This is a genomic window from Shewanella glacialipiscicola (genome assembly GCF_023283485.1).
In the GTDB taxonomy this organism is placed as follows: domain Bacteria; phylum Pseudomonadota; class Gammaproteobacteria; order Enterobacterales; family Shewanellaceae; genus Shewanella; species Shewanella glacialipiscicola.
Window position 1 is genome coordinate 184,917 of the sequence record NZ_JAKILU010000003.1, and the last position, 14,329, is coordinate 199,245.

Annotated in this window: 10 protein-coding genes; all 10 read right to left on the reverse strand. The window is 45.5% G+C overall.

Annotated elements, in window-relative coordinates; all coding sequences use genetic code 11:
• Nucleotides 1-135 precede the first annotated feature (135 nt).
• Entirely contained in the window at nucleotides 136-1,788 is a 1,653-nt protein-coding gene (panP, locus tag L2717_RS03845; protein ID WP_220774874.1) for a pyridoxal-dependent aspartate 1-decarboxylase PanP, read from the reverse strand.
• A gap of 287 nt (nucleotides 1,789-2,075) precedes the next feature.
• A complete protein-coding gene (locus L2717_RS03850) occupies nucleotides 2,076-3,269 on the reverse strand; it encodes a glycerate kinase (protein WP_220774873.1) in 1,194 nt (397 codons plus the stop codon).
• Between the two features lie 252 nt (nucleotides 3,270-3,521).
• Nucleotides 3,522-4,880 (reverse strand): GntP family permease, encoded by a 1,359-nt coding sequence (locus L2717_RS03855; protein ID WP_220774872.1) that lies wholly within the window; start codon nucleotides 4,878-4,880, stop codon nucleotides 3,522-3,524.
• A gap of 306 nt (nucleotides 4,881-5,186) precedes the next feature.
• Nucleotides 5,187-6,179, reverse strand: coding sequence for a catalase family peroxidase (locus L2717_RS03860; protein WP_220772619.1), 993 nt, complete (start codon nucleotides 6,177-6,179; stop codon nucleotides 5,187-5,189).
• 164 nt (nucleotides 6,180-6,343) lie between these two features.
• The gene (locus L2717_RS03865; RefSeq protein ID WP_220772618.1) at nucleotides 6,344-7,585 is read right to left on the reverse strand and encodes a sugar diacid recognition domain-containing protein; all 1,242 of its coding nucleotides are present in this window, start codon (nucleotides 7,583-7,585) and stop codon (nucleotides 6,344-6,346) included.
• A gap of 19 nt (nucleotides 7,586-7,604) precedes the next feature.
• Nucleotides 7,605-8,258 carry a uracil-DNA glycosylase family protein gene (locus L2717_RS03870; protein WP_220772620.1) on the reverse strand — a complete coding sequence of 218 codons (654 nt, stop codon included), beginning with the start codon at nucleotides 8,256-8,258 and terminating at the stop codon, nucleotides 7,605-7,607.
• Between the two features lie 54 nt (nucleotides 8,259-8,312).
• On the reverse strand, nucleotides 8,313-8,918 hold the full coding sequence (locus L2717_RS03875; protein ID WP_220772617.1) for a hypothetical protein: 606 nt from the start codon (nucleotides 8,916-8,918) through the stop codon (nucleotides 8,313-8,315).
• Nucleotides 8,919-9,143: 225 nt separating this feature from the next.
• Complete coding sequence (locus L2717_RS03880; RefSeq protein WP_220772616.1) at nucleotides 9,144-11,231, reverse strand: MtrB/PioB family decaheme-associated outer membrane protein; 2,088 nt, start codon at nucleotides 11,229-11,231, stop codon at nucleotides 9,144-9,146.
• Between the two features lie 12 nt (nucleotides 11,232-11,243).
• Nucleotides 11,244-12,245: a decaheme c-type cytochrome MtrA gene (gene mtrA, locus L2717_RS03885; protein ID WP_220772615.1), complete on the reverse strand. Its 1,002-nt coding sequence runs from the start codon at nucleotides 12,243-12,245 to the stop codon at nucleotides 11,244-11,246.
• A gap of 68 nt (nucleotides 12,246-12,313) precedes the next feature.
• Nucleotides 12,314-14,284 (reverse strand): OmcA/MtrC family decaheme c-type cytochrome, encoded by a 1,971-nt coding sequence (locus tag L2717_RS03890; RefSeq protein ID WP_220772614.1) that lies wholly within the window; start codon nucleotides 14,282-14,284, stop codon nucleotides 12,314-12,316.
• Between the last annotated feature and the right edge of the window lie 45 nt (nucleotides 14,285-14,329).

Sequence of the window (14,329 nt, forward strand, 5' to 3'; positions counted from 1 at the left end):
CTTAATCATAACACCAATGACTAAGCATAAAATACAAACTTAAAGAGAGGGCATTTGAAAGGAGGTTAAATTTTAAAATATTAAATACCAGTGAATTGGTTTAAAAGCTAAACCAATCCACTATAGAAGTGATCGTTATTTCAAGGCAATCATCGCCATTAGTGCGGGTAAAAACTCGTTATCTAATGCGGCGATTTCGCTTTGTTCGACCAGCACTTGATTGAGGATGTCATGGCTGGTGAGGGGGTTAGCGAGCACCACGCGAAACACTACGGTCGCTTGCCTAAAATAGCGGGCTGGCTGAATGCGGGTGCGGGAGACGAAGGATTTACCCTGTTCGCGTTGGTGCTTTTGAATAAACTGGGTCAGGCCATCAAGCAGCTCGTTAAAGCGGGCGAGTTTTACTGTATCTACTTGCTCACAGGCTAGCTGCATGGCGGCTTGTACGCGAGCAGGCACATAACGATACGTTAGCAGACAAAGTTCTGGCTCAGTAACTAACTCAAAATCCTCATGGGCTTTGATTTGTTCGGCAAAGTAACGGGCTTTTTCAAGGCTGTTATTGATTAAGATTTCATAACCATCGCGGCCGATGATCTGTAAGCAAGCGTGCACTAACATCGCCATGCCAGGGCGTGAACCTTCCAGCGTTTGACTGCCGAGATCCTTTGAACCACGGCGCAAAATATATTCAGCATGATGGGCAATGGCGTGGGCAAACTCGGGGTCTTTAAATAACACCATGCCTGCGCCCATAGGCACGTACATTTGTTTGTGGGCATCGATGGTAACTGAATCCGCAAGTTCGATACCTGCGAGTAAGTGGCGGTATTTATTGGATAATAAACTCGCGCCGCCCCACGCTGCATCGACATGGAAATGGCAATTTAACTCTTTTGCCAGCGCCGCTAATTCTGTCAGTGGGTCAACATTACCGGTTTCTGTGGTGCCAGCCACACCAACAATTGCTAGCACTTTGATGTTTTTACGGGCAAGTTCAAGGGCGGCTTGGCGCATTTTGGCGACATCGACCTTGTTATTATTGTCAGTGGGAATGCTGATGATATTGTCGCGGCCAATGCCAAGTAGGTCGACGGCTTTGCCCAGCGAATAGTGACCGCGCTCTGAGACTAAAATCGCTAAATCATCATAGCCATAGTGGCGTAGTGCCTTGAGTGATCCTTCGCGGCTGACGCCTTTAAACTCGCCATCGGCTTTTAATAATTGGTTACGGGCAATCCACAGCGCCGTGATGTTGGCCACTGTGCCGCCGGAGCAAAATGCGCCGAGGGAATGATTGGCACTGTGCATCCAGCTTTGATAAAAATCCGTATCTTGGTCGTAAATTAAATGGTGCATCATGCCGAGCACTTGGCGCTCAAGTGGCGTAAATGCCTTAGATGTTTCGATTTTGACCAGATTTTGATTGAGCCCGACCATCATTTTCGATAGCGGCAATACAAAGTAGGGCAGTGCCGAAGTCATGTGGCCGATAAAGCTTGGTGCGGCTGTGTGCACTGAATGCGCAACCAGATTTTGCATAATTTCGTCGGTGTAATCGGACACAAAACGCGGCTGAGTTGGGATCTCAAAGGCTTGAAAATCGGTTTCGATTTCCGATAAGGGTTTTTCGAGCGCGGCGATACTGTCACCCAAAAAACCTGCTAAGTCCTCGGAGAGCTTCTGCTCGATAATACTCAGCGTTGATCCTGCATCTTCCGGTGCAGTAAAAATGCGTAGTAGACTTGCTTCAGATGCGGTGGCTTGGCGAGGGAGTTTTTGAGTCATGGGCTTGCCGTCTATTGATTTTTATAGTGAAACCGCAAATTTGCTCGAAGAGTATAACGGACCAGTGACTTTCGACCAGTGACTCTCAAATGTTCAATCAGCGGAATACTAAAAAGGGAGCTCACTTTACTGCAAGGCCTTTTAGGCATCAAGCACTAAAATTTTGTGTTACCAAAGCGCTGCGGCCTAAATAAGCAAAGGCGCCGTTATGGCGCCTTTATATTTAACTCGACGAGCTGCTCATCAAGCCTGTGCATTAGCCCTAAAATTCATGTTAGCCCTAAAAATTAGCGCTGGCCTAACATGAGTACCGCGCCGATATTTCGGGCGGTATTGCAAAGGTTTAGCTTGGCATTGGCCAGCACATCATCGAGCGGACTTAAGTGTGGAATGATAGGGAAGATAGCCGCCATACCGTGATCCAATATGGCATTAGCGTTTTCACCTAGGCAACCTGCAATACCAATAGTGGGAATGCCCTGCAGTTTGGCTTGTTTTAACACGCCCATCGGCGTTTTTCCAAATACAGTTTGGCCATCAATGCGGCCTTCACCTGTGATGACTAAATCAGCGCCGCGAATTTTATCGGCAAGGCCCACGGTTTGCATCACAATTTCAACGCCAGGTTTAAGCTCGGCATTTAAAAAAGCCATCACGCCAAGGCCCATACCACCCGCAGCGCCAGCACCGGCATGTTCACGGTGATCGATAATGCCATTGCGGGCAATCACATCGGCATAATGAGCCAGAGCGGCATCGAGCTGTTTAACCATTTCTGGGGTTGCGCCTTTTTGCGGGCCAAAAATCGCCGAAGCACCACGTGCGCCGCACAGCGGGTTATCAACATCACAGGCGACTTCGAAGCTGCATTCACGCAGTAGTGGATGTGCGTTTGAGGTATCTATTTTTGCAAGATTTGCCAATGCTGCACCGCCAGAAGGCAGGGTTTTACCTTGATTATCGAGCAATAAAATATCCAGCGCTTGGGCCATTCCCGCACCGCCATCGTTGGTGGCGCTTCCACCAAGCCCTAAAATAATGTGCTTTATCCCCCGATTAAGCGCATCACAAATCAGCTCACCCGTCCCATAACTCGTAGTCAGTAGCGGATTACGTTGACTCCTTTGCACATGATGTAAGCCAGACGCTGAGGCCATTTCAATCACGGCAATCGCGCCATGTTGATGCGACTTGTCAATTGAGCTTGCACTAGAGGCTGAACCGGTATTTAAAGCATCACCGAGAATGCCATAGTGCGCCTGTACCTTTAGCCCTAGTGGGCCCATGACTTCTAGGCTAATAATGCTGCCACCCGTGGCATCAACCATAGACTGCACCGTCCCTTCGCCGCCATCGGCAACGGGAATTTTGATGATATCGCAGTCAGGGATTACTTGTCTTAAGCCCTGTTCAATAGCATTGGCTACGTCGAGCGCGCTTAAGCTTTCTTTAAATGAGTCGGGGGCGATAACTATTTTCATTAAAAATCCTACAGCTAAATGGAATAAAGCAGGGCTAAATGTTGAACACTTAAGCCAATACCACTTATTTTTGGGGCAACAATATCCCTGTGCCAACATGGGTTTATATAAAATAGATTTATATAAAGCGTTGGCGCATGAATTTGTTGCAATGATTAGGGCGTGTAACACACAGATATCTTGGGCGCGCTATGCGCCCAAGGGACACTATTAAATCAATATCACATTGTATTCAATCAAGAATACAGCATTTTAGAGCAGCACTAGGCTTAACAGATACACTGTCACCATGGCGGTCACACCTTGGATAAGGGTTGCCATGGTTTGCGCTTTGTAAGCTTGCTGTACGCTCATGCGGCTAAACTGGGCTACAACCCAAAAGAAGCTGTCGTTGGCGTGGGATACCGTCATGGCGCCTGCGCCAATGGCCATTACCGTTAATACTCGGCCCATCTCGCTGCCAAGACCAATATCGCCAAGCATAGGTGCGACTAATGCTGAGGTCGCAACCAAAGCCACAGTCGACGAACCTTGGGCTGATTTAAGCGCTGCGGCAACGATAAAGGGCATAAAGATACCAACGCCCAGTGCCGACAGTGATGTACCTAAAAAATCACCAATAGGCGTTGCTTTTAATACCGCGCCAAACGCACCGCCCGCACCTGTGATCAAAATAATTGGCGCCGCGACGACTAGCCCTTGACTAATACGCTCGCTAAATTCACTGATTTTATTATCGCCTTTTAATAAAGACAGCGATAAGAATAGACCAATCATTAGCGCGTTAACTGGCTGACCGAGGAACACTAACGCATTAAACAAGCCTTCTTTACCTAAAGGTGCTGAGGGGAAGTTAGCGATAGAGCCTAAACAAATCAATATAATAGGTACAAATATCGGTGCAAATGCCTTTAGTGGGCTGGGCAGTGTTCCGTAGCTTTTTTTCAGGGTTTCATAGTCGCTTGCCTGCGCTTTAAGCTCCTCGGCACCTTCACCATCGGGTTCTACACCAGCAAAACGGTTGGCCCATAACATACCTGCTAATGTGGCTACCGCGGCCACAAATAGACCTACACCAATCACTAAACCTAAATTAGATTCTAAACCTAAGTTACCTGCAGCAGCGATAGGGCCTGGCGTTGGCGGCACAAAGGTATGAGTTGCGTACAGACCTGTGGCTAAGGCTACGCTCATCGAGACGCTAGAAACCTTCATGCGGTTCGCCATTGATTGTTTCAATGAGTTTAAAATAACAAAACCCGAGTCACAAAATACTGGAATGGATACGAGGTAACCGATGACCGACATAGTTAATGTCGGGAAGCGTTTACCTAATATTTTTATCACCACATCTGCCATGGTAATGGCGGCGCCACTTTTTTCTAGAATAATACCTATAATCGTTCCCAAGACGATCACTAGGCCAATATAACCTAAGATTCCGCCAAAACCGGTAGTAATGGTTTTAGCAATCTCTCCACTTGGTAGACCATAGGCAAAAGCGGCGATAAAAGCCGCTAAAATTAAGGTTAAAAAAGGATGTAGTTTAAATTTTGAGGTCGCGATAACAATAAATGCAATCACGCCAATGAGAATAAGCACTAAGTTCATATTATGTCCCGTTCAGTTCTTGGCTGAAGTTTTTGAGTGAGTTTCTTGACTGATATTGTAGGGCGCAGCTTTTATTTGGGGTTCAGTCCAATAAGGGCTGCTTTAAGGTCATTCTATTATTGTGCAAGCTTAATTGAATAGCTTTGGCTAAAACCACGGAATTGCAGGATTATTACCATTAATTTTTGTGCATATGCACAGAAATTAATGGTAATTAGGTAGGTAATTGATTTTATTTTGTCGCAGAAGGTTGGCAAATATTCTTATTTGCCAACCTTCAATATGGGGATTTAGGTTTATTCGTGCTTACAGGCGACGAATAAGGGATTCCACGTAGGCGGGAGTGCGCGCATTGAGGATGGGATCGGCCGAAGGCGTAATACCTTTTGGCAGTAACACTGGGTTGAATATGCCTTTATCACACTGTTGGACTTGGGGATCGTTGTCTCGTTCGCCGTTAATAATTACTTGACCGACTAATAAGCGTTGACGGGTTTCTGGCCAGATAGCCATTGGATCATCAATCACATCGCCTTTTTCGGCGAGTTGAATATAAAGATTCCATTGCGCTGGCTGGGTTTGAATACGCTTGAGTAATTCAGCCTGTAAAAAATTATCGCTAAGATTGGCCAGCTCTTCTGTGCTTAGCGCTGCGGTGCCAGCAACAGGTTCAAAAATCCAACGTCCCGGTTGTATCTCGCCATTTTTAGCCGTAAACAGAAAACTGTTTACACCGTAATAAGGGCTATTGGCAAAACTTGGGCTAGGAGGCAACTGCTTAACAAAATCGAAGAAGGCTTTAGCGTGTGGCTGATTGTCAATAAGCCATTGTTTGCCTTCAGCACCTTGTTTACTTTTTGTTTGAAAGGTAAAAAACTCGTCAAGATTGCTGGCAAAAAATACAGGAATATTCGTCGTTACAAAGTTTAGGTTTTCTTTATCGCCATCAATCTTAAGCGACATAAAACGTCCTGGGGTTTTGTCTGAAATCTGTGGGTTAGCGCCGCCGAGTGAAAAACGAGCCGTCACTTTAATCGCATCTTGGTTAAAAAATGGAATCGCTAGCGTGTCTTGTAGTTTTGGGTTGGGTTTAAAACTACCAGAGGTGCAAAAACCTTTAGTATGATTGCGTAGTTTGACTTTTTTACCCGCTTCTCGACTTGCCGCATCGGGCGTGCCATTAACGGCATCAACCAATTCTGGAATCGTTTTTTCGGCAGCAATTAATGTAGGGGAAGTTAGTGCAAAGCCAGTAATAAGGCATGCTTTAGCGAGTAAAGTGAGTTTTATTGGGTTCATTGCAATTCCTTTCAATGGGTTGAGTCAAATAATGTTTAGCATTGATTGCAGTATAAGAAAGGCAATACGGTAAAAATCTTTCAATTGATCTTTTAATAAATCAGAAAGATTATTTAGCCGTTTAAAAGACAGGCTTGACCGCCGCGTTTATGTTTATCGACGGATTAAAGCGAACGGGTGGAAGTATCGATTAATTGTCCTAAATACAGGCTTAACAATCCATGTAGTGATTGAATATCAGCTTGAGTAATTTGTTGAATTTTATCGAGGCGGTACCTTAAGGTATTACGGTGAATAAACAGTGCATTAGCACATTGCTGCGCATCACCAAAGTGAGTGATATACGCCGCTAAGGTTTTACGTAACTGTCCATTTTTATCAGCCTTAGCCAGTTGCTGATAAGGTGATGCCAGGGCTTGACCGCGCCAATCATGTTTAAGCCCTGCAAGCAGCACTTGTAGTGAGTAGGTTTCGAATAGGTATTTGTTAGCTTCAGGGTTAAGTTGCTTACCTAAGGCTAAGGTCTCCTGTGCTGTTTGATATGAGCGTGTGATGCCGCCTTTTTCAGGGAAAAAATGCCCAAGGGCAATTTTAAAGTTTAAATCCATTTGCGCGGGTAAACGTTGTAGTAGTTTGTCGATACGTTGATTTTCAAGCTCAGGATCCCATTGTTTACCATCTAAAAAGGCTGGTTTTAAGATAACCAGTTGCGACATTGAGGTCATGGCAATTAAATTGCCCCGATCGGGATATTGCAATAAATGTAGCACTTGCTTCAGTGTTTCACTGACTCTGGGATTGTGCTCATCTTTGGGCTGACTGGTTTTTTTGGTTAAGTTTATGGCGGGTACTGGTACATCATTTTTTGATATATGCCGCTGCGAACCTATCTCACAGACTTCAATAATCGCGGCGACCCGTGGCAGATTAATATCTATCTCAAGTTGTTTAGCCCAGCGGTGCAGTTGTTCATCATCGTCGCTTTCTGCTTTGATTAGCTGCAGAATAAACTCTTCCCGTTGGCGGTTCTCCCACTGTAATTTATCTTGAAGATTCGCTTGCTCGACAATCATTTCGGCGGTCATTTTGAGTAGTTCACCGTAATGAGTTAACTCACATGGTTCGCCTGTAATCCCCACCACACCGACGATTTGCCCTTGATAATGTAAGGGTAAATTAATACCGGGTTTTACACCATGTAGCCCAGAGGCAACTTGTTGGTTGATTTCTACATTACGGTTTTGTGCAATCGCAAGCAGCGCTCCCTCGTGGGTTGAGCCAATACGCTTAGGGTCGCCTGAGCCTAAAATCACCCCTTGGCCGTTCATCACATTGATATTGTGGCCGATGATTTTCATTGTGCGGCTTACAATTTGTTTAGCGATAGCAGAATCAAGCAGATACATACAAGTGCCCAGTATATTGTTAAGGGTGTAATAGCGATGCAATGCGCATTTTGAGTTTGGGTAGCATATCGCGCTCAAACTCGGGATTACGCTTCAGCCAGAGATTATTGCGAGGGCTTGGGTGGGGCAACACAATGTATTTAGGCCAATATTGTTGCCACTGCACAGTTGCTTGCGTCACTGTGATTGATTTTACTTTAATGCTTTTCGAGTGCGTCTTGCTAGCCTGTGCTGTCGTACTGATTAGATCAATAGGCTCGCGGGGCAGGTGGTAATCAATCGCATACTGTCCGAGGATCACGATTAACTCAATGTGTGGCATTAAGGCGAGTAACTGTTGATGCCAAGTGGCCGCGCATTCGGGTCGAGGAGGTTTATCGCCCTGTTTCTTGCCATTTTTCTCAATACTACCGGGAAAACAAAATCCCATCGGCACAATAGCAAAAATAGTCGGGTCGTAAAATTGTTCCCGCGTGACATCTAACCAAGTACGCAAACGCTCGCCGCTGGCATCATCAAAAGGAATACCTTTATGATGGGTTTTAACGCCCGGTGCTTGGCCAGCAATTAAAATCCGCGCTTGGCTACTGGCCTGTAATATCGGTTTGGGCGCTAAGGGTAAATAGGCCTGACATAGTGTGCAGGCTCTAATTTTTATCAATAGCTCATCCATGGACGCTGAAGAGGGTGGGTGAGGCCGCGTTTTAGTTAGTGTATTCATAGACGATTAAGATTGCAGCATCATTATCGTTTGGTATATCCAGTAACCAAAAAGTGCGTAACCCAGCACTAAGCCTAAATAACTTAATAGCTTAGGCACTTTACTGGGTGAAGAGGCCAAGCAGATATGGGCTAACACAATAGTAAAAAAGGCGAATGGGGCAATCACATAGCTTAGGGCTAAGATAAATAACGCCCCCACGCTGATTATCCAGTCAGCATTAGGATTAGCCACTTTTTCAATTTGACAAAGCTGTAGCGGTAATAAAATCAACCCAATACCTACACAAATAATGCCTAAGTTAAGGGCTAAATCACTCCAACCTCTGTGGTCATAAATGGCTAATGCAATCGCCATTAAGGGGATGAACAGTGCGCTTAATACATGACGTTTGGCAAATGTGGCATTGCGATACTTTCCCGCGAAAAAGAATAAGCCCTGCAAAAGCAGGTTGATTAAGGTAAATCCGCCAAGGCCGAGAATGATAAATAGGCTAGCAGTGCCGCCAGATGGGTCAAATGCCATAACGGGCATAGGCAGCAAACTCAACCCTAATAAGGCAGGAGTTGATGATAGCCATTGATATTGGGTGATTGGAGAATAAATACGCATGAGCTCAGAAGATTAGCCAAAAGATTGAATTAAGATCCGCTAAAGTGAACCAAAACTCAAGGAATAAGGTTTTTATGGGCTAACTTTAGTGCCATAGTCTGATCTTATTCAAGATTCTAATGTTATCTACCGTGATTTACTGATTTTAATGGAGAATATTACGATAAAAAAACCCGCAAAATGCGGGTTTTAGATGCTGATTTTAAATATGAGTATAGCTATCGATTAGATTTTGTAGCTCATGCTCAGCATGATCATCTGTGCCGTGTAATCATGACTATTACTGCCAAAGCCTACGACGTTCCAAATCCCATCAACGGCGATATCATTGGCGGCGTCATTATCCTCATAATTCTCAATTTTGTAATCAAAGCGTAGCGCCATTTTCTCGCTGGCTTGATATTGAGCGTATAGGTTAATGTTATGCACTTTGGCAAAATAATCGCCATAGTCACCGGTGATACCTTGTCTGACTTGAGTGTTACTGTCGGAGTCTGAGTAAGTATAATCCAGTCCCAGACGTAACTTATTCTCGAGCAGGTTGTTATAACTTAGGCCTGCGCCAACAACATCAATCTGGTCTTCAATTAATCCGGTCCAGGTTGGTGTGCTGTAATTACTGCTGCCAGCTTGCTCAGATTCAATCGTTTGGTAATTGTAAAACGCTGTTGCCAGTATGTCATCGGTGATCATGTAGCTGATGTTAGCATCATAACTGGTGTCTTTTGACTCAGTTAAACCAATCACAGTATCGCTGTAGTCATCAAGCGCATAGCGAGCACCTAAATCAATCGTCAGGCTTTCTATGGGCGAGTGAGTCACACGAGCTTCGACTTGAGTTCTGTCACGGTTAGCCAGATTATACTTACGTAACAGGCTGTTAGTTTCAGACGATGTCCATTCAGAGGCTTGATATTGCGAGCCATCACGTTGACCGTAACTGCCCTTTACCCACATATCCCACATCTCGAAGCTGTTAACTCGAAAACGTGCCCAAACAGTGTTTTCATCCGTTGTTTCACGGTCTTGATAATTACGTTCGTCACGTTTGAAGTCGTAGCCGCCATCCAGCTTCATGCCGTTGGTAATACGATAATCCGCCGCCACTTTGACGCGTTGGCTGGTGTTATCGTAAGGGGTGTTATAGGCCACCTTACCGTTGACATTGTTGATACTGACTTGGGTCCACTCTTCAACCTGCGTATTGTTATCACGGTCGCTATAGTCGTAGCTACCACTCAAGCGCAGTGATTGAGTGACTTTACTGACCACTTTTAAGTTCAACCCTGTGAGGTCAACTTTGGCATCAACAGCTTCTGTAGGCACTTGATAGCCATAGCCTGAGGTGACTAACGCTTGGTCTTGACTCATTTGTCCTGCAAGCATACGGCCAGTCAATACATGGATACTGTCGTTGTATTGGCCCATTAATGACACTGTATGTGCCTGATTATCGGGGTCAAGGGCGAGAGCCCCTGAAGTTTGTGCGCCAAAAGTAGGATTAAAAGCACTGTCGAAATTTAACTGGTTGTACTCGTTTTTAAAAATCGAGCCATTGTAGTTAAGTGCAGTAAACCAACGATCGCCTTTAAGCTTGATGCCAGCTTCGATGGAGTCAGTGGTGTAATCCACAGGCTCAGCGAGCATCATCGATTGGTTAAAGAATCCACCTGATGTTTTTTTCAAACCGATTTTTTCTTCACGCATGTAGTTCACATGTGTGCTCCACAGCGATTCACCTTGATAATCAAACCCTAAACCTGTGCGTTCACGCTTAAGCGACAGTTCTAAGGCATTGAGATTATCCAATAACAAAGGCATTTGGCTGCTTGAACCCGCCGTTATCCAGTTGTCTGGCAGGGTTAAGTGGTTACTACCCATGCCAGAGTAGGGCGTTAAGGCGCTATTGCTGTTGTACGTGGCAATCTGGCGATAGTTAACATTGACATTATATTGGCCCGGTTTGCCGGCGTTCACATCTAAGCGGCCGCCATCCATCCCCAGCTGATAAGCTTCAACACTGGCGCGATAACCTTTTTCACCGCGAAAGGCTAAGTCTGCATCAAACTTACCCGCGACTTCGTTTGAAGTGCCAAAGGCATTCGCTGAGCGAATATCATTTTCGTTGTTGTAACCAATCCCCACGCCTACAGTGCCTGATGTTCCGGTTTCAACAAGGCAGCCTTTACAGCTCCAAGCGGACATTTTGACTTTTTCAGTATTGGCATTGGCCAAACCATACCCATCGGCCGCTATCGCAAAACCTGTGTTTGCTAGTAACGCCAGAGTGATCAAATTGAGTTTAAATTTCATTTTCTCGTCTCCTTAGCGCTGTAATAGCTTGCCAGATGGATGGTTTGAACCATGGACCTGACTGTGGCAATTTAAACAGCTCTTTCCACCCGTAAAGGCATTGTCACCGATATTTGAGCCCAAACCCGTATTGCCCAGATAAGCATTGCTGGCGTGGCCATCGCTAGCGTGACATTGCTGACACAGTTGCGGTGCGCGGGTTTTCAACATGGCATCATTCACGCTGCCGTGAGGATTGTGGCATGTAACACAATTCTCAGTAACGGGAGCATGTTCCCACAATTTTGGACCGCGTTTTTCGGCGTGGCAGGAGTAACACGTTTCGTTGATGGTAGGCTTGTTAAGATCGGAATCCGTCATACTCCCATGGGGATTATGACAATCGCTACAGGTCATTTGAGCCCATTTCAGTGGGTGACTTGAGCGCTTGTTCATGTCTGCTTTTTGCTTAGTGTGGCAGCTAGTACAGACTTCCATTTCAGTATTTTTTGATAACACAGGATCTTTTGCCACATGTACTTGGTGGCAAGAGGCACATGCGACATCGGCATTGTCATGGTGCCCCGCGTTCCAAGACATACGTTTATCGTCTTGGTGACAGCTCATACACACACTGTTTTGCTTGTCTGCACTTAAGGTAGATAACTTACCAAAAGTGATCATCGGCTCATTGCCGCCTTTGTTGTGTTGACCTAAAGGCCCATGACAGGCTTCACATTGTAGGCCAGCCATTGGGCTCTTTGATGAATCAATGGCGCCATGGACACCTTTGAAAAGGTCCATCACTTTTTCAGATTTTTTATGGCACATTAAACAAGAATCAGCACCTTTGGGGGAATAGTTGCCTTCGGCGAACTTTTTATCCAATGTGGCTTCAACTTGCTCAGGAGTCATTTTTTCATCCCACTTTGAGGCGTAAGCGCTCGGTGTTATGCACAATGACATCACAGCAGACATAGTCAAAGAGATGACCAGTGCCGGCAATAGGTTTTTAATTTTTAAGGTGTTCTTCATAATAGGCTTCCCAATTTGTCCCAACAAGATTCAAGAAAGGGGGAGTTAACTCCCCCTGCTTGGGCAAATTACATTTTCACCTGAGTGTGATCTGTTGGTGTGGGTTTGTGACAGTAGAAACACGTTTCTGACTGCGCCGCTTGGTTAGCTTGGACATAATCGCCGTTCACAATCGCGCCCATATTCTCTAAGCCATGGCCAATGGACTCTGGCGTGTGGCATGACGTACAAGTGGCTGTGATTGGCGTGGTGTATTTACCTGCAGATGTCGCTAGTGCGCCTTTGACCTTGAATGCATCTAGGTTGAAGTCGTTATGACACTGAGTACATTCTTTGATGACACCTTGCTTGCCGTGAACCACGTGCAGTTTCATCTCCAATGCACCTTTGTTAGCGCCAGAGGCATAAGTACCATCAGGTGTATGACAAGCAACACAACCATCAACCCCGACGATAGCTTTACCGTTAGCATCTTTTGCATGTGATACTTGTTCAGTCATCACAAAACCTGAATGGTGGCCTTTGTGAATTTCGAAGGTGTCACCGTGACAGCCTTGGCAAGTGCCAAACTCAACTGAGTTAACATGGCGCATGCTTGGTGCTTTACCTGACTTAGTACCAAAGGCTAGCTCAGCTTTCATACTAGTAGTCGCGCTATCAGTGGTACATGCCGTCAAGGTAGTACCAGTGTTACACATTTCTAAGCCAATAAAGGTAAAGGCAGTATCAGTGTCGCCAGCGCCAAAAGGTAGGGCAGGTGTTGTGAATACCAGTTTACCGTCAACTATGGTTACACCCGCTTGCAGTGCGCCATCTTTAACTAAATCTTTTGCTATTTTGGCTTTTCCACTACCAGGACTTGGGTTGTAACCCATGATTGGGAAGTTAGGGCCAACGTTAGTCGCTGTTTCTAAACGTTTGATTTTGTCTTGAACTGTGGCTGCATCAATGGCGTTACCGTCTTTATCTAAGATAGAGACAGTTAATATCGCAGTATCGTCAGCTTGTGCCGCTAATGCTGCAGATATACCTAACTGCGCAATAACCGCTTTCTTATCAGCAGTCTTGCCAGTGTGGAGTTCAGCAGTCCAATTACTGTTATGGCAGGCAATGCAATTAGAGTTATCTAGCTGTTGTGAGTGACCTTTACCCGCAGCGAAGTCGATATTGCTATGACAGCTTCCACAGGTGGCGGCCGTTGGAATACGTGACCAATTATCCCAGTCTGGCGCAGCATCACTGGCTGTGTGACAGCTTTGACAGCTGTCTAATGAGCCTAGCTTTAAGTCTTTATGTTTTGCGTGCACCAGCACATTAAACTCATTGCCAGGTTTTACTTTACCTTCGGTATGGCAACTGGCGCAGAAGTTGACATCACTGGTGTAGTGTTTAGCGTTGATAACATCTTCGTGGCAAGTATTACAGCTGGCGGTAGTGACGATTTTGCGGCTATAGGTCGCTTCTGCGCCTGTGTCTGCAACGTAATCAAATATACCGGTAAATACAGGTAGCGTAGTGCCATCTGGTAGTGGCGCTGGGGTTGTGCCACGGATATAGTTGTTTAGCACAATACGTTGTGCTAATTCACTGTTATAGGCTGCGCGAGTGCTTGAGTTGAGGTTAGTGCTGAAGCTATAGCTGTAGCTGCCATTTTTGTTATCAACTAAGCTGCCGGCGCATTTGTTTACCTTAGGCGTTAAATCACAGGTCTCGTCAACAAGATATTGCCACTGTGAGGCATTACCCGCCCCTGTTGCACCTTGTGGTACCAGTTGTTCTGCATAAAATTTGAAGTACTGTAAGCCGACAACCGGCATGTCATCTTCGTTAGTGACTCGAAAATCCACATGAGGCAGGCCATCGGTGATGATAGCTTTTTCGAACGTGAAATTAAGCGTTTTAATGGCGCCTGCTGGCTCGCCACCTGGTTCACCCGGCTCACCAGAATTACCATCGCTGCCACCACAACCTGTTAAGGCCATAGTCACTGCACTTGCTGCGAGCAACAGTGCGATTTTAGTTTTATGTGTGTTCATCATTTTTTCCCTGCATAGGTTTGGCATTGCTTAAACACTATAGTTCTA

Excerpts from the sequence above, each read along its gene's own strand:
- L2717_RS03855 (WP_220774872.1), bottom strand. The coding sequence starts at position 4,880 with ATGAACTTAGTGCTTATTCTCATTGGCGTGATTGCATTTATTGTTATC.
- L2717_RS03890 (WP_220772614.1), bottom strand. The coding sequence starts at position 14,284 with ATGATGAACACACATAAAACTAAAATCGCACTGTTGCTCGCAGCAAGT.
- L2717_RS03870 (WP_220772620.1), bottom strand. The coding sequence starts at position 8,258 with ATGGATGAGCTATTGATAAAAATTAGAGCCTGCACACTATGTCAGGCC.
- mtrA (WP_220772615.1), bottom strand. The coding sequence starts at position 12,245 with ATGAAGAACACCTTAAAAATTAAAAACCTATTGCCGGCACTGGTCATC.
- panP (WP_220774874.1), bottom strand. The coding sequence starts at position 1,788 with ATGACTCAAAAACTCCCTCGCCAAGCCACCGCATCTGAAGCAAGTCTA.
- L2717_RS03880 (WP_220772616.1), bottom strand. The coding sequence starts at position 11,231 with ATGAAATTTAAACTCAATTTGATCACTCTGGCGTTACTAGCAAACACA.
- L2717_RS03850 (WP_220774873.1), bottom strand. The coding sequence starts at position 3,269 with ATGAAAATAGTTATCGCCCCCGACTCATTTAAAGAAAGCTTAAGCGCG.
- L2717_RS03860 (WP_220772619.1), bottom strand. The coding sequence starts at position 6,179 with ATGAACCCAATAAAACTCACTTTACTCGCTAAAGCATGCCTTATTACT.
- L2717_RS03875 (WP_220772617.1), bottom strand. The coding sequence starts at position 8,918 with ATGCGTATTTATTCTCCAATCACCCAATATCAATGGCTATCATCAACT.
- L2717_RS03865 (WP_220772618.1), bottom strand. The coding sequence starts at position 7,585 with ATGTATCTGCTTGATTCTGCTATCGCTAAACAAATTGTAAGCCGCACA.